This window comes from Mesorhizobium kowhaii (assembly GCF_003253745.1).
Taxonomy (GTDB): Bacteria; Pseudomonadota; Alphaproteobacteria; order Rhizobiales; family Rhizobiaceae; genus Mesorhizobium; species Mesorhizobium kowhaii.
In genome coordinates, this window is record NZ_MZXV01000061.1 from 1 (window position 1) to 24,618 (window position 24,618).

Consider the following 24,618-nt stretch of genomic DNA (forward strand, 5'->3'; position numbering starts at 1 on the left):
TGATGCCGGGCGACAACATCACGGTCGATGTCGAACTGATCGTGCCGATCGCCATGGAAGAGAAGCTGCGCTTCGCCATCCGTGAAGGCGGCCGCACCGTCGGTGCCGGCATCGTCGTCACCATCAAGGAATAACCGACGCCGGCATCTGCCGGTCGGGTCCGAAACAGAAAGGGCGGTCCTTGCGACCGCCCTTTTTCTTTTCGCATAGCGATGCGGTGCCCGTATTGTCGCCCGAACCCTGTTGCAAGCCTCTGGGGCTCGACTAGGATAGGTTGCATCAAGGGGCATTTTCCCAAATGGTTCCAGGGCGCCTTCCAGATCGTCAGGCATTGTGGTCACTGCGGCTGATCTGCCTGCTGGCCTTGCTTGTCATGGGGCATGCCGCCTCTGCGGCGGATACGGCCCGGGATCTCGGCCCAACGATGCGCTTTGTCATTGTCCGCAGCAATGCAACGGGCTGCGAGCCGATCTGCCCGGAATGGATCTCGGCTCAAGGCTCGATAGAAGCCGGAACGCCGACTTTGTTCAAACGCATGCTCAAAACGCTCAACGGCCGAAAGCTGCCGATCGTCGTCGATTCTCCCGGCGGCAATGTCGAGGCGGCGCTGACGCTTGGCCGGCTGATCCGCAAGAACAAGCTCGATATCGCCGTCGGCAAGACCTGGTTCGACGGCTGTCTGCCCGATGCGAAGGACTGCACGAGCAACGACGGCAGGGGCGCCCGTTATTTTGGTGAGCCCTACGCCAGCGGCGCGATGTGCAATTCCGCCTGTCCGCTGATGTTTGCCGGCGGTGTCCGGCGTGTGGTCGGCGAAGAGGCCTATCTCGGCGTTCATCAGATCACCACGACCTATGTCCGCACGAAATTGCAGTATCGGACCACCTATCGCATCGTGGGCGGCAAGAAGAAGGTACTCAACACCAAAATCGTCAGCCGAAAGAATGCCGGCAGCTACAAGACCTACGAAATGAGCAAGGCGGTGGAGAAGAGGCTGGCGGCCTATCTGAACGGGATGGGTGTCGAAAAGGGCGTGCTCGAGACGATGAAGAACACCCCGGTCAGCGCGATCCACCAGCTGGAAGTGCAAAACATGCTTCGGATGAAGATGGTCACCAGCCTGGATTCCGTCGACATGCTGACCGCGGGAACCATCTGCCGCGCCAATCCATTGCCCGCGAATTGCCGGGAAGTGCCGGCTCCGGCAGACAAGGTCACGCTGCCGGCTGCTGCGGTGACGGCCGAGGCCAAACCCGCGACTGCCGCAACGGCTGAACCGGAGACCGCAAAGGCGCGTGAGGACATGCGCTTTGTCGTGGTTCGCGGCAGCAACCCGCTCTGCAATCCCGACTGTCCGGAATGGATCTCGGCGGAAGGCGCGATTACCGCTCAGACCCCGCAGAAGCTGCGCCAGTTGCTCGACACGCTTGGCAACCGGCGGCTGCCTGTGGTGATCAACTCGCAAGGAGGTGACCTGTCTGGCGCTCTGGCGGCGGGGCGGCTTGTCCATGAAAAGAAGCTCGACGTCGCCGTTGCCCGAACCGATTTCGTTGGCTGCGACCCGGGAGAGGCGGACTGCGCGGATGAAGACGGCGCCTATGCCGGGCTGAGCATCGATGCCGGAGGGGAGTGCGATTCGGCCTGCGCTCTCATGCTTGCCGGCGGCGTCAGACGGCTTGTCGGTCCCCAGGCGCGGCTTGGCCTGTACCCGATGGGGCAGAAGCAGGTGGTTAAGGCCTACCTTGAGGAGATGGCGATCGGTCCCGGTCTGTTCACCGCGATTGAGCGGCGCTCAGTCGAGCGCCAGCTTGAACCCGACATGATGCTGAAGGTTGGACTGACGACAGGACCGCAATCGGTCGACGTGCTGACCGGCGCCACCATCTGTGATGCGGCGCCGAAACCCGAGAATTGCCGTGTGATATCATCGCCCAACGCGCAGGCCGAAGCGCCGGCCAAATTGTAGGGCAGCGCGACTTCGGATCGACAGGCTGGCCATCGAGGCAGGTTGAGCCATCTCCGATAGTTCCGCTATCGTCGTCTCGGGGCTGGTGGAGGAATCGAAAATGGGCCAGGACGTCCCGACATTGTACGAATGGGCTGGCGGCGCCGAGGCGCTGAACCGCCTGACGGAGACTTTTTATGACAAGGTGCTGCGCGACCCGGTCGTCGGGCCGGTGTTCAGGACCATGTCCCCGGATCATCCCGCCCATGTGGCGGCGTTCATCGGCGAGGTTTTCGGCGGACCGAAAACCTACAGCGAAAAGTTTGGCGGCCATCGCGAGATGGTGATGCATCATCTCGGCAAGCATCTGACCGAGGAGCAGCGTCGCCGCTGGATCAATCTCCTGGCCGATGCCGCCGACGCGGTCGGCCTGCCCGACGATCCTGAATTCCGCTCGGCCTTCATGGGCTATGTCGAGTGGGGATCGCGGCTGGCCAAGATGAACTCCAATCTCGGCGAGACCTGCGATCCCGAGACGGAACCGATGCCGGCCTGGGGCTGGGGCGTGCCGGGCGGCCCGTATCGGCCACCGGAAACAAAGTAGCCTGCAGTCGCCACGGGAGGGATCGGGCTGATGCTGGAAGATATGAAGATCGTGCGCTGGCACGAATGGGATGGTCCCGGCCTCGAACACCTGCTGCTGCAGGAGCGGGCAGGGGAAGTCTCGGCCGATTCCGTCGTCATCTGCTCCGGGCAAACGCCGTTTGCCGTCCGCTACCGCATCGCCTGCGACGCGAACTGGCACGCCAGGAGTGTCATGGTCGACATAATCGGTAGCGGCCAGACGCTTGTTCTTGCCGCCGACGGCGATCGCCGCTGGACCAGGGACGGCCTGCCGATGCCCGAACTCGACGGCGTTCTCGATCCTGATCTCACCGTCACGCCGTTCACCAACACACTGCCGATCCGGCGCTTGCGGCTTTCGACCGGCCAACGTGCCGAGATCACCACCGCCTTCATCGATTTCCCGGCCCTCACCGTGGTCGCCAACCCGCAGCGCTACACATGCCTCGAAGAGGGCAGGCGATATCTCTATGAATCGCGCGCCAGCGACTTCAAGCGGGAGCTCGAGATCGACCGCGATGGGCTGGTGGTCAGCTATCCCGATTTCTGGCGCAGGGGTTAAGGCGCGTTTGCTGGCAAACCGCTCTTTACAGAGCGTGCGGAAGCTTTTAGGAAGCGCCTGCTGCGCCGACATGCGCACGTACGGGCATAGCTCAGTTGGTAGAGCGGCGGTCTCCAAAACCGCAGGTCGTAGGTTCGAGCCCTGCTGCCCGTGCCATTCCTTCATTGGAATCAGGCACTTAGAAAACGCCTTGCTTGGCCAGGAAGCCGAAATTAGCCCTACACATCTCTTTCACAAACTTGCACGTCCGCAGGGAGTGTCTGACGGTGGCGGAAAAACACACGATTCTCGAAGGGAAAGCTCACGTCTATCGTGCTAGGTTTCTTGCCTTCGTCGACCCAGCAACGCTGCTAGGCATTTATTTCGCAAAATAGGCAGAAATCCGCCGATCTGCCTTGGTCTGCCAATTGTCGTCAATGCTAAGGAAGCCATCGGTCGGGCTTGATGATGCGGCGATGCCGGCCCGCTTTAGTTCGGCCGACTTCTCTGCCTCAGCTGCACGGAAGCGGTAATGATCGAATACGTCGAGTACATGCGCTGCATACGCTTGGGCAAGCGCGGGATCACGCCGCACGATTGTTAGGTTTTCGTCGTTGGAGTAGGACGCCTTGTAGCCCAGATTGTGGCTGCCGAATGCGACCACGCAATTCTCCGGGTCAAGCGGGTCTATCACCAGGATCTTGTCGTGGATGATCGCTTTGCCCGCGCTCAAAATTTCCTTGTTGACGAAATTGCCGAGTTGGCGGCCGATATCCCTGTCGGTGAGCGCGGTCGCGCGCACGACATTGACACCGCCCTGCTGGATAATGAACGGCGAACTCGGCACCAAGGGCTTGCCATCTGGACCAGTGCCTGAGGGCTGGTAACCCCAAGCCATCGGATCGGAGACCGCACCGACCACCTCCAGGCTGGTATCCGCCAAGCCGAGGTCGATCGCTTGCGAGATGATCGAGTGTACCCCGCCCTTGGACGGCAAAAACACCGCGAACAAAATTATGCGGTGCGCACGGCGCATCAGTGAGAAGAGACGGTCCATGTCGGGTGGAGGTGGCGGTTGATGCTTGGCGCGCGCTGAAGGGGGCTGTTCGGCGCCTGGAACGTTGGGCGAGAACCAACATTCAAAGGCGGCACCGTTAGCGAGATTGCCGGTCACCGGAGTGCGGTCGGTGTCCTTTACGATGTCGCCCTGGTCCGCGCTGGTGTTGGCATCCCCCGTGTGCGCTGGCTGCGGCAAAGGGTGGTCGAACAGACGTTGCCAGTAGTCGAGGTATGCGCGCGCTACGTTAGCGTCTTCGATAACGATGCAATTGTTGCTCTGACCGGAAATGCCACTCCACGTCCAGTTGGTCGAGCCGGTAAGCACCGCTTGGGGTCCTTGCCCGTCCGACCAGACCACGAACTTGTTGTGGCCGATGTGGCCGCTGCCATTGAATAGCCGGTCTTGCATGACGAACGTCGCGTGCGGCGCGTCCGCGATTGCTCGCAGTGCTGCGCGAGCATCCTTATTTCTTGTGTCATAGTCGGTGTGAATGACTTTCTTGGTAATCTTGTCCTTGGTGTCTCGGGAGCCTGCGTCAGACAGGATCAACTGCATCCGGGGTGCCGCGGCGACCAGGAGGTCAAGCAACTGCCGATCCTCCAGCTCGTAGAGGGCGGCATGAAACTGCCCGCCAGCTCTGCTTAAGAACTCGGTTATAGTCGTCGGGACGTCGCCGGCCAGATAGCGTCGCAGTGTGTCATTTGGTTCGCGCAGACGAACTGCAAGTTCGTTAGGCGCAATCTTGCCGTCGTCCTCTTCGAGCATGCGGATCAGGAACTGGCTCGAGAGAATACCGTTGGTGAAGGTTGAGAGGAACGATCCCAAGCGGCGGGTGGCCACGACGACATTGGTGAGGGCCGCAGGTCCCAGATAGCCGAGCCGGATAGGTGCGCCCTGATAGTGATGCTCGACGCGCTGATTGGTTTTTGCGTCCCAATGGCTTTCGGGGATGGGCACCACTTCCTCGAGGTCATGGCGAAAGCGACCTACCGGGCGGATACGGTATCGCAGCCTCTCATTCTCGGGCCGGAGACCCAACTTGTCACGGTGTCGCCGCAGCGTGAGGTCACGCCAGTTGAACTTCTGCACGGGCCAAACGGTCGTGTTCTGCGCCTGCCAGTCTGGATTCGACTGCCCTTCAAAGGCGACATAGGCGGCAAGCGGGCGCTCGCTGGTCACCTGATCGTTGGCATCGAGATATTCGCGAACAATGTGGAAGCCAAGGCAATCGGGGATCGGATCAGGGTTGGTTTGCCATGCGAGAAACGCAACTTCATTGTTGACGATTGCAGTTGCTTTAACGATCTGCACCATCTCATCCTCCCTTGGAAGAACAACGGCCTGATCCAGCTATCTGGCCTACCACCAATCGTACTGCTACCCCGCCGGCTCGATTTTATAAGGCGGCTAAATGTATAAAGAAGACCCGTCCAGTTCGGCCTTCTGCACAGAAAGCGTATTATTCTTCAGAATAAGCCAGGTAAAGTAAAGTCTAGTTGCGATAATTATTTTACCCTGATATTTCTTATGCGAACGCAAGTCGTGGGTGAGGGGTTGCCTCATGAATCCGTTTTTTGCGGTCACGGCGATCCCCGAGTCCGCCAACATGGAGTTGGTCGGCACAGTCTTCGCAACGTTCTCCATCGTCTAACGCGCGGACGGCGCGCCCAACGAACGCGAGCAATCCGAGCTAAATATTGAAGCGTCTCAGATATTTGGCGAAAGCATAAGGGAGCGTGCCATTTGCCCAACTCGACTGCAGGGAGACTGGGATATGGCCGTCCGAGAGTTTCGACACCAGGATCTGCTGGCCAGGCAGCACCCTTTGCCGGAGGCGGTCAGTCCCGCGTTCCGCCTGCGGCGGTGCCATGCTGACGCTTCTTGGGCTGCCCCGTTAAACCGGTCTCGGGGCCACGAACCGGCCATCAAAACGATATTTCTCCGGGCTGGCCTTTGAAAACCGGCGGCCCGCTTGCCATATTAGGGCGATTGGGGCATAAGGGCGCCATAGCCGGGACGGAACGACTGGATGGTTCCGAGGCGGCGTTTGGTCATAAAGCGGACACTTGCCACTTGCGTGGATCAAGAATCGGTTTTATGTAGACGAAACAGACACGCGACGCGTGGAGCTGGGAAGCCGGCTTTACGCGTCTGATTTGCATGGGCGAAATGTTTGCGCTGATTCGGCGCGAAAACAAGCCCAGGCGGCACGTCCCGGCCAGCGGGATCATCCAGGGGACCCGGCCAACGGGTCTTGAAGACAGAGCGGCATATGGCTTCGAAAACCACAAATCCTTTCGTCTTTCTCCAGCAGGTTCGCGCGGAGACCGCCAAGGTGACTTGGCCGTCGCGGCGCGAAACGATGATCTCGACGGTCATGGTTCTGGCTTTCGCTGTGATCGCGATGATCTTTTTCTTCACAGCCGATCAGCTCATGGGCCTCGCGGTCGAGCAGATTCTTGGCATCGGACGCTAAGTCCGGCGATTACGGAGAAGTCTTGAAATGACTGCGCGGTGGTACATCGTCCACGCCTATTCGAACTTTGAAAAGAAGGTCGCCGAGGACATCGAGAACAAGGCCAAGCAGAAGGGCCTGTCCGCCGATATCCACCAGATCGTGGTGCCGACCGAGAAGGTCGTCGAGGTTCGTCGCGGCCGCAAGGTCGATGCCGAGCGCAAGTTCTTCCCGGGCTATGTGCTGCTGAAGGCCAATCTGACCGACGCGGTGTTCTCGCTGGTCAAGAACACGCCGAAGGTCACCGGCTTCCTGGGCGACTCCAAGCCGGTGCCGATCACCGAGGCGGAAGCGCAGCGCATCCTGAACCAGGTGCAGGAAGGCGTCGAGCGGCCGAAGCCCTCGGTCACGTTCGAGATCGGCGAGGCGATCCGCGTTTCGGATGGTCCCTTCGCGTCGTTCAACGGTTTCGTCCAGGAAGTGGACGAGGAGCGGGCGCGGCTCAAGGTGGAAGTTTCGATCTTCGGGCGCGCCGTGCCTGTCGATCTGGAATTCGGACAGGTCGAAAAGGGCTGATCCGAAATCCCGCCGCCAAGTGCGGCAGGGAAGGGCGGCGCGGAGATCGCGCGGCTTTGAGAACGGTGGGAGACGAATGCGGCTTAGCCGGTCGCATGGATCGCACCACCAGACTGCAACCGCCGGCAAGGCCGGCATAGACAAAGGCAGGAAAAGAGATGGCTAAGAAAATTGCAGGCCAGCTCAAGCTCCAGGTCAAAGCGGGATCGGCCACGCCGTCTCCCCCGATCGGCCCGGCGCTTGGTCAGCGTGGCATCAACATCATGGAATTCTGCAAGGCGTTCAACGCGCAGACCCAGGAAATGGAAAAGGGATCGCCGATTCCGGTCGTCATCACCTACTACCAGGACAAGTCCTTCACCTTCGTCATGAAGACGCCGCCGGTGAGCTACTTCCTGAAGAAGGCGGCGAACCTGACGTCGGGTTCGAAAGAGCCGGGCAAGATCAAGGCCGGCACGATCGGCCGCGACAAGGTACGCGCCATCGCCGAGCAGAAGATGAAGGATCTGAACGCAAACGACGTCGAGGCGGCCATGCGCATGGTCGAGGGCTCCGCCCGCTCGATGGGTCTGGAAGTGGTGGGCTAAGATCATGGCAAAGATTGCAAAGCGTGTATCGAAGACCCGCGAAGGCATCGATCCCAACAAGGCTTACGCCCTGGGTGAAGCGCTGAAGCTGCTCAAGGACCGTTCCTCGGTCAAGTTCGACGAAACCGTCGAAGTCGCCATGAACCTCGGCGTCGACCCGCGCCATGCCGACCAGATGGTCCGCGGCGTGGTCAACCTGCCGAACGGCACCGGCCGCTCGGTTCGCGTCGCCGTGTTCGCACGCGGCGACAAGGCCGAGGAAGCCAAGGCTGCTGGCGCCGACATCGTTGGTGCCGAGGATCTGGTCGACATTGTCCAGAAGGGCACGATCGATTTTGATCGCTGCATCGCCACGCCGGACATGATGCCGCTCGTCGGCCGTCTCGGCAAGGTGCTCGGTCCGCGTGGCATGATGCCGAACCCGAAGGTTGGCACCGTCACCACCGACGTTGCCGCCGCCGTCAAGGCATCGAAGGGCGGCGCAGTCGAGTTCCGCGTCGAGAAGGCCGGCATCGTTCATGCCGGCGTCGGCAAGGTCTCGTTCGAGGTCAAGGCCCTGGAAGAGAACATCCGCGCCTTCGCTGACGCGGTGACCAAGGCAAAGCCGGCTGGCGCCAAGGGCAACTACGTCAAGAAGGTGTCGGTCACCTCGACGATGGGCCCGGGCCTCAAGCTCGACGTCTCGACGCTCGCGGCGTCCTGATAAGCTTTATTTGGGATCGGCCGTTAAAGGACTGATCCGTAAAAGAATTCCGGGCCTCCGATCTAGGTTGGCGGCCCGGTGCCGGAAGTCGAAAGACTTCCGGACATCCTGTCCGAGATTGCGGGCGGCCCCAAAGCCTTAATTCATGTGGGCCTGCATGAGACGGGTGAAGACCGGACAACGGAGCGACTGCTCCAATGAAAGGTTCGAACCGTGTTTGCCTTTTGTCTGCGCATCGTCCGGCTTGCCGGGTGATGTGGCGAAAGGGGGCAGGATCCTCGAGCGTCGTTCGGGAGATCCGTTACTGGATGGCCCGGCCGACAAAAGGCAACCCGACGCCTGTCCTCGTGAATGGGAATGTTCCCGTTAACAGGATGGGGGTCAACTGGAGATAGGCAGTGGACAGAGCGGAAAAACGCGAACTCGTCACGGGCCTGAACGGTGCGTTCTCGAACGCAGGTTCAGTGGTCGTGGCCCACTACGCCGGTATCACCGTCGCGCAAATGAACGACCTTCGGTCGAAAATGCGCGCCGCCGGTGGCACCGTCAAAGTCGCGAAGAACCGTCTCGCCAAAATCGCTCTTCAGGGCACGGACTCCGCATCGATCATCGACCTGTTCAAGGGACAGACGCTGATTGCTTATTCGGAGGATCCGATTGCGGCGCCGAAGGTCGCGTCCGATTTCGCCAAGGGAAATGACAAGCTCGTCATTCTCGGTGGCGCAATGGGCACCACCTCGCTCAACGCCGACGGTGTGAAGGCACTCGCCACACTTCCGTCGCTCGATGAGCTGCGCGCCAGGCTGGTTGGCATGATCGCCACGCCGGCAACCCGGATCGCCCAGATCGTCAATGCGCCAGCGGCTTCGGTCGCGCGCGTCATCGGCGCTTACGCCCGGAAGGACGAGGCGGCATGAGGCCGTTCCTCGCTATCACAAACACACGTTCGAACCTTATGAAGGAATACAACAATGGCTGATCTCGCAAAGATCGTAGACGACCTTTCGAAGCTGACCGTCCTCGAGGCGGCCGAGCTGTCGAAGCTTCTGGAAGAAAAGTGGGGCGTCTCCGCCGCTGCTCCGGTGGCTGTTGCCGCCGCTGGCGGTGGTGCGGCTGCTGCTGCTCCGGCCGAGGAAAAGACGGAATTCGACGTCGTCCTCACCGAGGCAGGCGCTCAGAAGATCAACGTCATCAAGGAAGTCCGCGCCATCACCGGTCTTGGCCTCAAGGAAGCCAAGGATCTGGTCGAAGCGGCTCCGAAGCCGGTCAAGGAAGGCGTTTCCAAGGCCGACGCTGACAAGTTCAAGGCCCAGCTGGAAGCAGCCGGCGCCAAGGTCGACCTGAAGTAAGCGTAAAAAGCGGCGGACGGCCTCGCGCCGTCCGCCACTCCCTTCGGCCGGAGGGAGCACGCGTAGCGCGAGACGTACGAGAACCTCTTTCCTGAGGGCCGCAAACCGGCCTTCAGGAAACGGGTTTTCTCCCGTTTTAGCCGGCCGCCGACAGGCGCCGGGAAAACAGACAGAGGGTCGCCGCCCAGGTGGCCCAGAATGCAAGGCGAGCCGCGGCGAGGCTCGTCCCGAGTTTAGAGCTAAGGAGCGACGATGGCCCAGACCCAGACTTTCAATGGCCGCAGACGCGTACGCAAGTTCTTCGGAAAGATCCCGGAAGTTGCGGAGATGCCGAACCTGATCGAGGTTCAGAAGGCATCCTATGACCAGTTCCTGATGGTGGCGGAGCCCAAGGGTGGGCGTCCGGACGAGGGACTGCAGGCCGTCTTCAAGTCGGTCTTCCCGATTCAGGACTTTTCCGGCTCCTCGATGCTGGAGTTCGTGAAGTACGAGTTCGAAGGACCGAAATTCGACGTTGACGAATGCCGTCAGCGCGACCTGACCTATGCCGCGCCGCTGAAGGTGACGCTGCGCCTCATCGTGTTCGATATCGACGAGGATACCGGCGCCAAGTCGATCAAGGACATCAAGGAGCAGGACGTCTACATGGGCGACATGCCGCTCATGACCCTGAACGGCACCTTCATCGTCAACGGCACCGAGCGCGTCATCGTTTCGCAAATGCACCGCTCGCCGGGCGTCTTCTTCGACCATGACAAGGGCAAGTCGCACTCGTCGGGCAAACTTCTGTTTGCCGCGCGCGTCATCCCCTATCGCGGCTCGTGGCTCGACATCGAGTTCGATTCCAAGGACGTCGTGCACGCCCGCATCGACCGCCGCCGCAAGATTCCGGTGACGTCGCTGCTGATGGCGCTCGGTATGGACGGCGAAGAGATCCTGTCGACCTTCTACAACAAGATCACCTACAAGCGCGCCGGCGACCACTGGCGCATTCCGTTCAACGTCGAGCGCTTCCGCGGCCTCAAGGCTGTCGGCGACCTGGTCGATGCCGATACGGGCGAAGTCGTTGTCGAAGCCGGCAAGAAGATCACGGCCCGCCAGGCCAGGGCGCTTGGCGAAAAGGGTCTCAAGGCGATCAAGGCGACCGACGAGGATCTGCTCGGCAACTACCTGGCCGAGGACATCGTCAACTATGCCACCGGCGAGATCTTCCTCGAAGCCGGCGACGAGATCGACGAGAAGACGCTGAAGGTGCTGCTTGGCACTGGTGAAAACGAGATCAAGGTTCTCGACATCGACCACGTCAATGTCGGCGCCTATATCCGCAACACGCTCAACGTCGACAAGAACGAGAGCCGCCAGGACGCGCTGTTCGACATCTATCGTGTCATGCGCCCCGGCGAGCCGCCGACGCTCGAAACCGCCGAAGCCATGTTCAACTCGCTGTTCTTCGACAGCGAGCGCTACGATCTGTCGGCCGTTGGCCGCGTCAAGATGAACATGCGCCTTGAGCTCAAGGCCGAGGACACCGTGCGCGTGCTGCGCAAGGACGACATCCTGGCCGTGGTCAGGACGCTGGTCGAACTGCGCGACGGCAAGGGCGAAATCGACGACATCGACAATCTCGGCAACCGCCGCGTTCGTTCGGTCGGCGAGTTGATGGAAAACCAGTACCGCGTCGGCCTGCTGCGCATGGAGCGCGCGATCAAGGAGCGTATGTCCTCGATCGAGATCGACACGGTGATGCCGCAGGACCTGATCAACGCCAAGCCGGCGGCTGCCGCCGTGCGCGAGTTCTTCGGTTCCTCGCAGCTGTCGCAGTTCATGGATCAGACCAACCCGCTGTCGGAGATCACCCACAAGCGCCGCCTGTCGGCGCTTGGACCGGGCGGTCTGACCCGCGAGCGCGCCGGCTTCGAAGTGCGCGACGTGCACCCGACGCATTACGGCCGCATCTGCCCGATCGAGACGCCGGAAGGCCCGAATATCGGTCTGATCAACTCGCTGGCCACCTTCGCACGCGTCAACAAGTACGGTTTCATCGAGAGCCCGTACCGCAAGATCGTCGACGGCAAGCTGACCAATGACGTCGTCTATCTCTCGGCGATGGAAGAAGCCAAGCACCATGTCGCGCAGGCCAATGCCGAGCTCGACAAGAATGGCGGCTTCGTCGACGAGTTCGTCATTTGCCGCAGCGCCGGTGAAGTGATGATGGCGCCGCGCGAAAACGTCGACCTGATGGACGTGTCGCCCAAGCAGATGGTGTCGGTGGCCGCGGCCCTGATCCCGTTCCTCGAGAACGACGACGCCAACCGCGCGCTGATGGGCTCGAACATGCAGCGTCAGGCCGTGCCGCTGGTGCGCGCCGAGGCGCCGTTCGTCGGCACCGGCATGGAGCCGATCGTCGCTCGTGACTCGGGCGCCGCCATCGGCGCCCGCCGCGGCGGCATCGTCGACCAGGTGGACGCGACGCGTATCGTTATCCGCGCCACCGAAGATCTCGATCCGGGCAAGTCCGGGGTCGACATCTACCGTCTGATGAAGTTCCAGCGTTCGAACCAGAACACCTGCATCAACCAGCGTCCGCTGGTGCGCATGGGTGACCGGGTCAACAAGGGCGACATCATCGCCGACGGTCCTTCGACGGAGCTCGGTGATCTGGCGCTCGGCCGCAACGTGCTGGTCGCGTTCATGCCGTGGAACGGCTACAACTACGAGGACTCGATCCTCTTGTCCGAGCGCATCGTCGCCGACGACGTCTTCACCTCGATCCATATCGAGGAGTTCGAGGTCATGGCGCGCGATACCAAGCTCGGTCCGGAGGAAATCACGCGCGATATTCCGAACGTCTCGGAAGAAGCGCTGAAGAACCTCGACGAAGCCGGCATCGTCTATATCGGTGCCGAAGTTCAGCCGGGCGACATCCTGGTCGGCAAGATCACGCCGAAGGGCGAAAGCCCGATGACGCCGGAAGAGAAGCTTCTGCGCGCCATCTTCGGCGAAAAGGCATCGGACGTGCGCGACACCTCGATGCGCATGCCTCCGGGCACCTTCGGCACCGTCGTCGAGGTGCGCGTCTTCAATCGCCACGGTGTGGAGAAGGATGAGCGCGCCATGGCGATCGAGCGCGAGGAGATCGAACGCCTCGCCAAGGACCGCGACGACGAGCAGGCCATTCTGGACCGTAACGTCTACGCGCGTCTTTCTGACGTTCTCGTCGGCAAGGAAGCGATCGCTGGACCGAAAGGCTTCAAGAAGGGCTCGACGCTGTCCAAGGACACGCTCGACGAGTACCCGCGTTCGCAGTGGTGGCAGTTTGCGGTGGAGAACGAAAAGCTCCAGAGCGAACTGGAAGCCCTGCGTGGCCAGTACGACGACTCCAAGAAGGCGCTCGAACAGCGCTTCATGGACAAGGTCGAGAAGGTCCAGCGCGGCGACGAAATGCCTCCCGGCGTGATGAAGATGGTCAAGGTCTTCGTGGCCGTGAAGCGCAAGATGCAGCCCGGCGACAAGATGGCCGGCCGTCACGGCAACAAGGGTGTCGTGTCGCGGATCGTTCCGGTCGAGGACATGCCTTTCCTCGAGGACGGCACGCATGCCGATATCGTGCTCAACCCGCTGGGTGTGCCGAGCCGCATGAATGTCGGCCAGATCCTGGAAACGCATCTGGGCTGGGCTTGCGCCGGCATGGGTAGGAAGATCGGCGAGCTGATCGATGCGTACAAGGTGGCCGGCGACATCAAGCCGCTGCGCAAGACGCTCGAGAGCTTCATACCGGCCAACGACCGCAACGAGCCGGTCCGCGAGTATGACGACGAGAGCATCGTTCGCCTCAGCGAGCAGATGCGCCGCGGCGTCTCGATCGCGACCCCGGTGTTCGACGGCGCGCATGAGGCTGACATCAACATCATGCTGGAGCAGGCGGGCCTGCACACCAGCGGTCAGTCGCAGCTCTATGACGGACGCACCGGCGAGCCGTTCGATCGCAAGGTGACGATGGGCTACATCTACATGCTCAAGCTTCACCATCTCGTGGACGACAAGATCCACGCGCGTTCGATCGGTCCGTACTCGCTCGTCACCCAGCAGCCGCTGGGCGGCAAGGCGCAGTTCGGTGGCCAGCGCTTCGGCGAAATGGAGGTCTGGGCGCTGGAAGCATACGGCGCCGCCTACACGCTGCAGGAAATGCTGACGGTGAAGTCGGACGACGTCGCCGGCCGCACCAAGGTCTACGAGGCGATCGTCCGTGGCGACGACACCTTCGAGGCCGGCATTCCGGAGAGCTTCAACGTTCTCGTCAAGGAAATGCGGTCTCTTGGCCTCAATGTCGAGCTGGAGAACACCAAGCTCGACGACAACCCGATCCGGCTCCCCGACGCGGCCGAGTAAGGCAATGGCGCGCCGCGGAAAGCCGCGGCGCGCCTATCGAATTCGACGGCCAGTGGCCGACAAAGACGGCGGGCGTTTGGCTCGCGACTAGATGCAAGGGGTTTTCGAGGACCCCGAAAAGGAGAACGGCATGAACCAAGAGGTCATGAATCTCTTCAATCCCCAGGCACCGGCACAGGTGTTCGATTCCATCCGGATATCGCTGGCCAGCCCTGAGAAGATTCTGTCCTGGTCGTTCGGCGAGATCAAGAAGCCGGAGACCATCAACTACCGCACCTTCAAGCCGGAGCGTGACGGTCTGTTCTGCGCGCGCATTTTTGGTCCGATCAAGGACTATGAGTGCCTGTGCGGCAAGTACAAGCGCATGAAGTACAAGGGCGTCATCTGCGAGAAGTGCGGCGTCGAAGTCACGCTGTCGCGGGTTCGCCGCGAGCGCATGGGCCATATCGAGCTCGCCGCGCCCGTCGCCCATATCTGGTTCCTGAAGTCGCTGCCGTCGCGCATCGGCACGCTGCTCGACATGACCCTGAAGGACATCGAGCGCGTCCTCTACTTCGAGAACTACATCGTCACCGAACCTGGCCTCACCGCGCTGAAGGAGCACCAGCTGCTCAGCGAGGAAGAGTACATGATCGCCGTCGACGAGTATGGCGAGGACAGCTTCACCGCCATGATCGGCGCCGAGGCCATTCATGACCTTCTGGCCGGCATGGACCTGGAGAAGATCGCCGGCGACCTGCGTTCGGAACTGGCTTCGACCACCTCCGAGCTGAAGCAGAAGAAGTATCTGAAGCGGCTCAAGGTCGTCGAGAACTTCATGGAATCCGGCAACCGTCCGGAATGGATGATCATGAAAGTGGTTCCGGTGATCCCGCCGGACCTGCGTCCGCTCGTCCCGCTGGACGGCGGCCGTTTCGCCACGTCGGATCTGAACGACCTCTATCGCCGCGTCATCAACCGCAACAACCGTCTGAAGCGGCTGATCGAGCTGCGCGCCCCCGGCATCATCGTGCGCAATGAAAAGCGCATGCTGCAGGAAGCCGTCGATGCGCTGTTCGACAACGGCCGCCGCGGCCGCGTCATCACCGGCGCCAACAAGCGTCCGCTGAAGTCGCTGTCCGACATGCTCAAGGGCAAGCAGGGCCGGTTCCGTCAGAACCTGCTCGGCAAGCGCGTCGACTATTCCGGCCGCTCGGTCATCGTGACCGGTCCGGAGCTCAAGCTGCACCAGTGCGGCCTGCCGAAGAAGATGGCGCTCGAACTGTTCAAGCCCTTCATCTACGCCCGTCTTGACGCCAAGGGTTACTCCTCGACCGTCAAGCAGGCCAAGAAGCTGGTCGAGAAGGAACGTCCGGAAGTCTGGGATATCCTCGACGAGGTCATCCGCGAGCATCCGGTGCTCTTGAACCGCGCGCCGACGCTGCACCGTCTCGGCATCCAGGCGTTCGAGCCGATCCTGATCGAAGGCAAGGCGATCCAGCTGCACCCGCTGGTCTGCACGGCCTTCAACGCCGACTTCGACGGCGACCAGATGGCCGTTCACGTGCCGCTGTCGCTGGAAGCGCAGCTTGAAGCCCGCGTGCTGATGATGTCGACCAACAACATCCTGCACCCGGCTTCCGGCGCGCCGATCATCGTGCCGTCGCAGGACATGGTTCTGGGTCTCTACTATCTCTCGATCGTCAATCAGAACGAACCGGGCGAGGGCATGGTGTTTGCCGACATGGGCGAACTCCAGCATGCGCTCGAGACCAAGGCGGTGACGCTGCACTCCAAGATCCGCGGTCGTTTCCGTTCGGTCGATGCCGAAGGCAAGGTCGTGTCGAAGATCTACGACACCACCCCTGGCCGCATGATCATCGGCGAGCTTCTGCCGAAGAACGTCAACGTGCCTTACGAGACCGCCAACCAGGAGATGACCAAGAAGAACATCTCCAAGATGATCGACACCGTCTACCGCCATTGCGGTCAGAAGGAGACGGTCATTTTCTGCGATCGCATCATGGCGCTCGGCTTCAGCCATGCCTGCCGTGCCGGCATTTCGTTCGGCAAGGACGACATGCTGATCCCCGATGCCAAGATCAAGCTGGTCTCCGACACCGAGGCTTTGGCCAAGGAATACGAGCAGCAGTACAATGACGGTCTGATCACGCAGGGCGAGAAGTACAACAAGGTCGTCGACGCCTGGGCCAAGTGCTCGGAAAAGGTCGCCGACGAAATGATGGCCCGCATCAAGGCGGTCGAGTTCGAGGACAATGGCCGTCAGAAGCCGATGAACTCGATCTACATGATGTCGCACTCCGGTGCGCGTGGCTCGCCCACCCAGATGCGTCAGCTCGCCGGCATGCGCGGCCTGATGGCCAAGCCGTCGGGTGAAATCATCGAGACGCCGATCATCTCGAACTTCAAGGAAGGCCTGACCGTGCTCGAGTACTTCAACTCGACCCACGGTGCCCGCAAGGGTCTGGCCGACACCGCCTTGAAGACGGCGAACTCGGGATACCTCACCCGTCGTCTGGTCGACGTGGCGCAGGACTGCATCGTCAACTCCGTCGACTGCGGTACCGACAAGGGCCTCACCATGCAGCCGATCGTCGATGCCGGCCAGGTCGTCGCTTCCGTCGGCCAGCGCGTGCTCGGCCGTACGTCGCTCGACGACATCACCCATCCGGTGTCGGGCGAGGTTCTGGTCAAGGCCGGAACGCTGATGGACGAACGCGACGTGGAAAAGATCGAAAAAGCCGGCGTCCAGTCGGTCCGCATCCGCTCTGCACTGACCTGCGAGGTCAGGGTTGGCGTCTGCGCGGTCTGCTACGGACGCGATCTTGCCCGCGGCACCCCGGTCAACCAGGGCGAAGCTGTCGGCGTCATCGCGGCGCAGTCGATCGGCGAGCCGGGCACCCAGCTCACCATGCGTACCTTCCACATGGGTGGTACGGCGCAGGTGGTGGATAGCTCGTTCCTTGAAGCCTCCTACGAGGGCAAGGTCGAGATCCGCAACCGCAACGTGGTGCGCAACTCGGATGGCCAGCAGATGGTCATGGGCCGCAACATGGCGGTGCTGATCCTCGATGAAGCCGGCAAGGAGCGCGCCACGCACCGTCTCACCTATGGTTCGCGTATCTTCGTGGACGATGGCGACAAGGTGAAGCGCGGCCAGCGTATCGCCGAGTGGGATCCCTATACCCGCCCGGTCCTCACCGAAATCGAGGGCAGGGTGTCGTACGAGGATCTGGTCGACGGCATTTCCGTTCAGGAAACGGCCGACGAGTCGACCGGCATCACCAAGCGTGAGGTCATCGACTGGCGCTCGACGCCACGCGGCAACGACCTCAAGCCGGCGATTGCCATCCAGGACGCCAAGGGCAAGGTCGGCAAGCTGTCGAAGGGCGGTGACGCTCGCTTCCTGCTCTCGGTCGAGGCCATTCTTTCGGTCGAGCCGGGTGCTCAGGTACGCCCCGGCGACGTGCTGGCGCGTATCCCGATGGAAAGCGCCAAGACCAAGGACATCACCGGCGGTCTGCCGCGTGTTGCCGAACTGTTCGAGGCACGCCGTCCGAAGGATCACGCCATCATCGCCGAGATCGACGGCACGATCCGCTTCGGCCGCGACTACAAGAACAAGCGTCGCATCATCATCGAGCCGCATGACTCGACGCTTGAGCCGGTCGAATACCTGATCCCGAAGGGCAAGCCGTTCCATCTCCAGGACGGCGACGTCATCGAGAAGGGCGACTACATCCTCGACGGCAATCCTGCGCCGCACGACATCCTGGCGATCAAGGGCGTGGAGGCACTTGCTTCCTACCTCGTCAACGAGATTCAGGAAGTCTACCGTCTGCAGGGCGTGTCGATCAACGACAAGCACATCGAGGTGATCGTTCGCCAGATGCTGCAGAAGGTCGAGATCACCACGCAGGGCGACTCGACCTACATTCCGGGCGACCACGTCGACGTGATCGAGCTGGAAGAGGTCAACGAGCGTCTGATCGAGGACGGCAAGAAGCCGGCCGAAGGCCAGCCGGTGCTCCTGGGCATCACCAAGGCATCGCTGCAGACGCCGTCCTTCATCTCGGCCGCCTCCTTCCAGGAGACCACCAGGGTGCTGACGGAAGCCGCGGTTGCCGGCAAGACCGACATGCTGCAGGGGCTGAAGGAAAACGTCATCGTCGGCCGGCTTATCCCGGCCGGTACCGGCGGCACGATGAGCCAGATCCGGCGCATCGCCACCTCGCGCGACGAACTCATCATCGACGAGCGCCGCAAGGCCTCCGGTGTGGAAGTCGCCGAGCCGATGCTGGCCGACATGACAACCGCCGCGCAGTAAGCGCGGCGGCAGGAATCTCAGGCAACAAGGCCGTCGGGGCAACCCGGCGGCCCATTTTTTTGTTTGTGCGCGAGACTTTTGTGCTTTGAATTGGATCGGAGAAGAAAGCGATGGGCAGAAAGACTTGGGCTTCTGTCGACGACTACATCGTCGACGCTCTGTTCGAGGCGGATACGGCGCTCGATGCCGTTCTGGCAACCAACCGCGACCAAGGCCTGCCGGCGATCGACGTGTCGCCGGCGCAAGGCAAGCTGCTCTCGCTTCTGGCGCGAATGCAGGGAGCCAGGATGGTGCTCGAAATCGGCACGCTGGGCGGTTATTCGACCATCTGGCTGGCGCGGGGCCTGCCCGTCGACGGCAAGATCGTGACGCTTGAACTTGATCCGCACCACGCCAGGGTCGCGCGCTCGAATTTTGAGCGGGCAGGGGTGTCGGAACGGGTAGAACTGCGGATCGGGCCGGCCTTGGAATCACTTGCCGCGTTGAGTACCGAGGATGCCGGGCCGTTCGACCTCATCTTCATCGATGCCGACAAGCCGAACAACCCACACTATCTGTCCTGGGCCATGCGCCTGTCACGTCCGGGGACCGTCATCGTCTGCGACAATGTCATTCGTGACGGCGCGGTACTCGATGACGACGGCCATGACGCCAACGTCGAAGGTGCGCGGGCGGCGTTTTCCTTCATCGGGAGCGATAAGCGATTGGACGGCACCGCCATCCAGACTGTCGGGGCCAAGGGCTATGACGGCTTTGCAATCGCTATTGTGGATTGACCGCGTTCAATCAAAAAACGCATCGACCACGTTTCGCTTGCCGAGCATGAAGGCATCGGCGACATGCTGAAGCGGAGCCAGATCAACATCGGAGCTGCCGGCGCGGACAATCTCGGCAAAGCGCTTGTAGAGCATCGGGTATTCCGCTTCCGGCTCGTCATGGACGACGCGGCCGTCGATGGCGAGCTTCGAGCCGCCGCCTGACAGCACCATGGCGCCCTTGTCGGTGTCGGCGACAATGTCCCAGCTTTGCGGGCCGGTCTGGAGCCAGTCGAGTTCCATCGTCACCGGCAATCCATTCGAGGTGCGGAAGGTGACGTGTGCCGCGACCGGCGCGGCGCGGTTTTCGGGAAAATCGAGCACGGCCGAGGTGATGAACATCGGCGGCAGGATGTGGGTCACGATCGACAGTGCGTTGATGCCTGGATCGAAGACGCCGAAGCCGCCGGGGGCCCAGATCCATTCCTGGTTCGGGTGCCAGCGACGCACGTCCTCCTTCCAGTTGATGGCGGCGGACTTGATCTTGGCCGAACTCAGGAAGGCACGCGCGGCCCCGACCGCCGGCGCATAGCGCGAATGCCAGCTAGCGAACAGCGAGACGCCGTTTTTCGCGGCCAATGCCTTGAGGTTCTCGACCTCACTGACGGTGGCGCCGGGCGGCTTCTCCAGGAAGACGTGTTTTTTCGCCTCCAGCGCTGTGCGCGCCGCGTCATAGCGAAACTGCGGCGGCATGCAGAGCGAGACGGCCTCAAGCTCCGGCACCGCGTCGAGCATGGATTCGATATCAGGGAAATTCGGGATGTCTTCCACCTTGCCGTGCCGGCTGGCGGCCGCGATGAGGCGATAGTCCTGGTCTTTCGCCAGGGCCGGCAGGTGCTGGTCGCGGACGATTTTGCCGACGCCGACGATGCCAATCTTGATGCGCTGGGACACGGCCGCTCCGTCTGTTGAATGATGGTGGTGGTTTCTTATCAGAACACTTGCCCCCGGCAAGCCGAAGCCGACAAGCCGAAGCCGAAAAATCAGCCCCAGCTTTCCTCGAACGGCAAGGTCAGTTTTCCACCCGACAGAAAGGCCTCGATCGCCGGTTCGAAAGGTGAGGGGTCGAGGCTGTTCGCAGCCAGCCATTCGTCGGAATAATAGGTGTTGGCATAGCGATCACCGGAATCGCAGATCAACGTCACCAGCGATCCGGCCTTGCCTTCCTCGATCATGCGCGCGGCCTGAAAGCACATGGCGATGAAGTTGGTGCCGGTCGAACCGCCGACACGGCGGCCGAGGCGGCGCGACAACACCCGCATTGCCGCCAGGGAGACCGCGTCCGGGATCCGCAGCATATGGTCGATGACGCCTGGCACGAAGGACGGCTCCATGCGCGGCCGGCCGATGCCCTCTATCCGCGACGGCTGTTCGCAGCGGCTATTGCGATCGTGCGCGGCATAGCCGTCAAAGAAGGCGGAGCGCTCGACATCGGCAACCGACAGCCGCGTCGCATGCTGCTTGTAGCGCAGGAAGCGACCGATCGTGGCGGTCGTGCCACCGGTGCCGGCGCTCATCACGATCCAGGCGGGAATCGGATACCGCTCCTCGCGCATCTGCCCGAAAATCGATTCGGCGATGTTGTTGTTGCCGCGCCAGTCGGTGGCGCGCTCGGCATGGGTGAACTGGTCCATGAAATGGCCGCCAAGCCGCTCGGTGAGTTCGGCCGACTCGGCATAGATGCGCCTGCCGTCGTCGATGAAATGACAGTTGCCGCCATAGTGCTCGATCGCTGCTATCTTTTCACGCGACGTCGATCGCGGCATCACCGCGTAGAACGGCACACCGATCATGCGGGCGAAATAGGCCTCCGACACCGCGGTCGAACCCGACGACGCTTCAATCACCGGCGCGCCTTCGCGGATCAGGCCATTGCACAGCGTATAGAGAAACAGCGAACGCGCCAGCCGGTGCTTCAGGCTGCCGGTCGGATGGGTCGATTCATCCTTGAGGTAGAAGTCGATGCCGACCAGCGCCGGCAGATCCAGCTTCCACAGATGCGTGTCGGCCGAGCGGTGCTGGTCGGCCTCGATCGCCGCGATGGCCCGGTCGGCCCAGCTCCGGGACGCAGGTCCAACCACTTCCGCTCCGGCCATTATCGGCGTCCTGGTTTCAGATCGGCACGTCGAAAGTAACGATCGACACTTCGCCCTCGAGCGCGCCCTGGAAGGCAGAAAGATGCGGCTCTTCGTCGGGCACGCCGTCCATGTCGCCGATCTGGTCGAGTTCGGCTTCGGCGTAACCTTCCGCCGCGAGCGATTCGAGCGCCCGGCGCACCGCCGAATCGTCGTCGGGGGCGACCAGCATCACGTGCACGCCTTCCGGCTTGCCGCCCTTTTTCTTCCACACCCGGCCGGTGATGATGGTGACCGGGCGCTCATCATTGTCGTTCACGGGCCGATTCCTCTTGGCAGATTGCGGGCGGGCGAGGGGATATTGACTGCTCATGCGGCCTTTTCGCATGAAGCAGGGCCGCGCAACAGCCGAAAGCCGGTCACTTTCTTCCTCGCCCTTGCAAAATTGCGAAAGAAAATTACATGCGTTTTTCGCATGGCTGCCGAGCCTTGATTGGCGCGCAATATTTGGCGCCCCGGGCTTGACGGTTCGCGGTCTTACGAGTAGAAGCCGCCCAGTCAGAACCGATGTGAGGCTCTCCCTTCCGAAGCGACACGCTTTGGAGTTTGCCTCAAACAGGGTTCGTTTTACGAGCGAAAAGACATTTCCGGCGTGCACGAAGCGGTTTCGCTTCCTCTGCCATTTGTTCGGGCAAGACCGCGAGGCGCGGTTCGTGGCCCGAATTTGCGTATGGAAATGACGCTTTGAGCGGCCCTGACCGGGCGAGACACGGAATTGAGAGACAAGAGGGTTTAATGCCTACCGTCAACCAGCTGATCCGCAAGCCGCGCATTGCGCCGGTGAAGCGCAACAAGGTCCCGGCCATGCAGCAGAACCCGCAGAAGCGGGGCGTCTGCACACGCGTCTATACAACGACGCCGAAGAAGCCGAACTCGGCGCTGCGCAAGGTGGCCAAGATCCGCCTGACCAATGGTTTTGAAGTGATCGGGTACATCCCCGGCGAAGGTCACAACCTTCAGGAGCACTCCGTGGTCATGATCCGCGGCGGCCGCGTCAAGGATCTTCCGGGCGTTCGCTACCACATCATCCGCGGCGTGCTCGACACGCAGGGTGTGAAGAACCGCAAGCAGCGCCGTTCGAAGTACGGCGCCAAGCGTCCGAAGTGACCGAAGCGTAGCGAAGGTCATCCCGGGCAAGCATCCGGGATCAAGGCCACCACGCATAATTGAGGCAGAGAAAAAATGTCGCGTCGTCACAGTGCAGAAAAGCGTGAGATCAATCCGGACCCGAAGTTCGGCGATCTGATCGTCACCAAGTTCATGAACGCCGTCATGTATGACGGCAAGAAGTCGGTTGCCGAGACCATCGTCTACGGCGCGCTCGACCAGGTTCAGTCGAAGACCAAGCAGGAGCCGGTCACCGTCTTCCATCAGGCGCTCGACAATGTCGCGCCGCATGTGGAAGTGCGTTCGCGTCGTGTCGGCGGCGCCACCTACCAGGTTCCGGTCGATGTGCGCCCCGAGCGCCGTCAGGCGCTGGCCATTCGCTGGCTGATCGCCGCGGCCCGCAACCGCAACGAGACGACCATGGTCGACCGCCTTTCCGGCGAGCTGATGGACGCGGCCAACAACCGCGGCACCGCCGTCAAGAAGCGTGAAGACACCCACAAGATGGCTGAAGCCAACCGCGCTTTCGCGCACTACCGCTGGTAAAGCGCGAACGAGACTGAGAGGCAGCTACGATGGCCCGCGAATATAAAATCGAAGACTACCGCAATTTCGGTATCATGGCGCATATTGACGCCGGCAAGACGACGACCACCGAGCGCGTCCTCTATTACACGGGCAAGTCGCACAAGATCGGCGAAGTCCACGACGGCGCTGCCACCATGGATTGGATGGAGCAGGAGCAGGAGCGCGGCATCACCATCACGTCCGCCGCGACCACGACCTTCTGGAAGGGTCGCAGCGGCAAGATGTACCGCTTCAACATCATCGACACCCCCGGACACGTCGACTTCACCATCGAAGTCGAGCGTTCGCTGCGCGTGCTCGACGGCGCCATTGCGCTCCTCGACGCCAACGCCGGTGTCGAGCCGCAGACGGAAACCGTCTGGCGTCAGGCGGACAAGTACCGCGTCCCGCGCATGATCTTCTGCAACAAGATGGACAAGATCGGCGCCGACTTCTACCGCTCGGTCGAGATGATCGGTTCGCGCCTCGGTGCGCATGCCGTCGTCATGCAGCTGCCGATCGGCGCCGAGACCGAGTTCAAGGGCGTTGTCGACCTCGTCGAGATGAACGCGCTGGTCTGGCGCGACGAGACGCTGGGCGCTGCCTGGGACGTCGTCGAGATCCCGGCCGACCTTCAGGCTCGTGCCGAGGAATACCGCGAGAAGATGATCGAAGCCGCCGTCGAAATGGACGAGACGGCACTCGAGAATTACCTCGAAGGCAAGATGCCGTCGAATGACGAGATCCGCGCGCTGATCCGCAAGGGCACCATCGCGGTGAAGTTCTATCCGATGTTCTGCGGCTCGGCCTTCAAGAACAAGGGCGTGCAGCCGCTGCTCGACGCCGTCGTCGAATATCTGCCGTCGCCGGCCGATGTTCCGGCCATCAAGGGCGTCGATGCCAAGACCGACGCCGAGATCGAGCGTCACGCCGACGACAACGAGCCGCTGTCGATGCTCGCCTTCAAGATCATGAACGACCCGTTCGTCGGTTCGCTCACCTTTGCGCGCATCTATTCGGGCAAGCTTACCAAGGGCATCTCGGTCGACAACACCGTGAAGGGCAAGAAGGAGCGCATCGGCCGCATGCTGCAGATGCATGCGAACTCGCGCGCCGACGTCGAAGAAGCTTTTGCCGGTGACATCGTCGCTCTGGCTGGCCTCAAGGACACGACCACTGGCGACACGCTCAGCGATCCGCTGCATCCGGTCATCCTCGAGCGCATGGAATTCCCGGATCCGGTCATCCAGATCGCGATCGAGCCGAAGACCAAGAACGACCAGGAAAAGATGGGCCTCGCCCTTCACCGCCTGGCCGCCGAGGATCCGTCCTTCCGCGTCAAGACCGACGAGGAAAGCGGCCAGACGATCATTTCCGGCATGGGCGAGCTTCACCTCGACATCATCGTCGACCGCATGCGTCGCGAGTTCAAGGTCGA

Annotated in this window: 20 protein-coding genes and 1 tRNA gene; 17 read left to right on the forward strand and 4 right to left on the reverse strand. The window is 61.7% G+C overall.

All coding sequences use genetic code 11. The features are described 5' to 3' along the window. From B5V02_RS27935 to B5V02_RS27955, 5 genes are all read left to right on the forward strand, one after another. Positions 1-134: EF-Tu C-terminal domain-related protein (locus B5V02_RS27935; RefSeq protein ID WP_477422135.1), on the forward strand; the 134-nt coding region annotated here is incomplete at its 5' end. A 164-nt stretch (positions 135-298) separates the two neighbouring features. After that, positions 299-1,966, forward strand: coding sequence for a COG3904 family protein (locus B5V02_RS27940; RefSeq protein ID WP_111547281.1), 1,668 nt, complete (start codon positions 299-301; stop codon positions 1,964-1,966). 100 nt (positions 1,967-2,066) lie between these two features. Continuing rightward, on the forward strand, positions 2,067-2,549 hold the full coding sequence (locus B5V02_RS27945; RefSeq protein ID WP_111547282.1) for a group II truncated hemoglobin: 483 nt from the start codon (positions 2,067-2,069) through the stop codon (positions 2,547-2,549). A 30-nt stretch (positions 2,550-2,579) separates the two neighbouring features. After that, on the forward strand, positions 2,580-3,131 hold the full coding sequence (locus B5V02_RS27950; RefSeq protein WP_111547283.1) for a putative glycolipid-binding domain-containing protein: 552 nt from the start codon (positions 2,580-2,582) through the stop codon (positions 3,129-3,131). Positions 3,132-3,211: 80 nt separating this feature from the next. Then, a tRNA-Trp gene (locus tag B5V02_RS27955) sits at positions 3,212-3,287 on the forward strand. 202 nt (positions 3,288-3,489) lie between these two features. On the opposite strand, the gene B5V02_RS27960 is transcribed toward B5V02_RS27955, so the two are convergent. Beyond that, positions 3,490-5,484 carry a phospholipase D-like domain-containing protein gene (locus B5V02_RS27960; RefSeq protein WP_111547284.1) on the reverse strand — a complete coding sequence of 665 codons (1,995 nt, stop codon included), beginning with the start codon at positions 5,482-5,484 and terminating at the stop codon, positions 3,490-3,492. 958 nt (positions 5,485-6,442) lie between these two features. Here B5V02_RS27960 and secE point away from each other — a divergent pair. The 9 genes from secE (at position 6,443) to B5V02_RS28010 (ending at position 19,332) form a co-directional block, all read left to right on the forward strand. After that, complete coding sequence (gene secE / locus B5V02_RS27970) at positions 6,443-6,646, forward strand: preprotein translocase subunit SecE (protein WP_013531408.1); 204 nt, start codon at positions 6,443-6,445, stop codon at positions 6,644-6,646. 27 nt (positions 6,647-6,673) lie between these two features. Then, entirely contained in the window at positions 6,674-7,201 is a 528-nt protein-coding gene (nusG, locus tag B5V02_RS27975) for a transcription termination/antitermination protein NusG (RefSeq protein WP_013531409.1), read from the forward strand. 158 nt (positions 7,202-7,359) lie between these two features. Further along, the gene (rplK, locus tag B5V02_RS27980; protein WP_006333334.1) at positions 7,360-7,788 is read left to right on the forward strand and encodes a 50S ribosomal protein L11; all 429 of its coding nucleotides are present in this window, start codon (positions 7,360-7,362) and stop codon (positions 7,786-7,788) included. A 4-nt stretch (positions 7,789-7,792) separates the two neighbouring features. Further along, positions 7,793-8,491 (forward strand): 50S ribosomal protein L1, encoded by a 699-nt coding sequence (gene rplA, locus B5V02_RS27985; RefSeq protein WP_111547286.1) that lies wholly within the window; start codon positions 7,793-7,795, stop codon positions 8,489-8,491. A 398-nt stretch (positions 8,492-8,889) separates the two neighbouring features. Then, the gene (rplJ, locus tag B5V02_RS27990; RefSeq protein WP_095089664.1) at positions 8,890-9,408 is read left to right on the forward strand and encodes a 50S ribosomal protein L10; all 519 of its coding nucleotides are present in this window, start codon (positions 8,890-8,892) and stop codon (positions 9,406-9,408) included. A gap of 54 nt (positions 9,409-9,462) precedes the next feature. Continuing rightward, positions 9,463-9,840, forward strand: coding sequence for a 50S ribosomal protein L7/L12 (gene rplL, locus B5V02_RS27995; protein ID WP_095089666.1), 378 nt, complete (start codon positions 9,463-9,465; stop codon positions 9,838-9,840). A 252-nt stretch (positions 9,841-10,092) separates the two neighbouring features. Further along, a complete protein-coding gene (rpoB, locus tag B5V02_RS28000) occupies positions 10,093-14,229 on the forward strand; it encodes a DNA-directed RNA polymerase subunit beta (RefSeq protein WP_111547287.1) in 4,137 nt (1,378 codons plus the stop codon). Between the two features lie 130 nt (positions 14,230-14,359). Further along, complete coding sequence (rpoC, locus tag B5V02_RS28005; protein WP_111547293.1) at positions 14,360-18,556, forward strand: DNA-directed RNA polymerase subunit beta'; 4,197 nt, start codon at positions 14,360-14,362, stop codon at positions 18,554-18,556. Positions 18,557-18,666: 110 nt separating this feature from the next. Continuing rightward, positions 18,667-19,332, forward strand: coding sequence for an O-methyltransferase (locus B5V02_RS28010; protein ID WP_111547288.1), 666 nt, complete (start codon positions 18,667-18,669; stop codon positions 19,330-19,332). Positions 19,333-19,338: 6 nt separating this feature from the next. Here the strand turns inward: B5V02_RS28010 and B5V02_RS28015 are convergent, their stop codons facing one another. From B5V02_RS28015 to B5V02_RS28025, 3 genes are all read right to left on the reverse strand, one after another. Next, on the reverse strand, positions 19,339-20,265 hold the full coding sequence (locus B5V02_RS28015; protein ID WP_111547289.1) for a Gfo/Idh/MocA family protein: 927 nt from the start codon (positions 20,263-20,265) through the stop codon (positions 19,339-19,341). 89 nt (positions 20,266-20,354) lie between these two features. Then, on the reverse strand, positions 20,355-21,467 hold the full coding sequence (locus tag B5V02_RS28020) for a PLP-dependent cysteine synthase family protein (RefSeq protein WP_111547290.1): 1,113 nt from the start codon (positions 21,465-21,467) through the stop codon (positions 20,355-20,357). 16 nt (positions 21,468-21,483) lie between these two features. Continuing rightward, positions 21,484-21,765 carry a transcriptional regulator gene (locus B5V02_RS28025; protein WP_111547291.1) on the reverse strand — a complete coding sequence of 94 codons (282 nt, stop codon included), beginning with the start codon at positions 21,763-21,765 and terminating at the stop codon, positions 21,484-21,486. 476 nt (positions 21,766-22,241) lie between these two features. Here B5V02_RS28025 and rpsL point away from each other — a divergent pair, with 476 nt between their 5' ends. From rpsL to fusA, 3 genes are all read left to right on the forward strand, one after another. Continuing rightward, positions 22,242-22,613, forward strand: coding sequence for a 30S ribosomal protein S12 (gene rpsL / locus B5V02_RS28030; RefSeq protein WP_006333356.1), 372 nt, complete (start codon positions 22,242-22,244; stop codon positions 22,611-22,613). A 75-nt stretch (positions 22,614-22,688) separates the two neighbouring features. Continuing rightward, entirely contained in the window at positions 22,689-23,159 is a 471-nt protein-coding gene (gene rpsG / locus B5V02_RS28035; protein ID WP_008875664.1) for a 30S ribosomal protein S7, read from the forward strand. A gap of 29 nt (positions 23,160-23,188) precedes the next feature. After that, positions 23,189-24,618 (forward strand): elongation factor G (fusA, locus tag B5V02_RS28040; protein WP_111547292.1); only part of this gene is annotated, 1,430 nt, incomplete at its 3' end.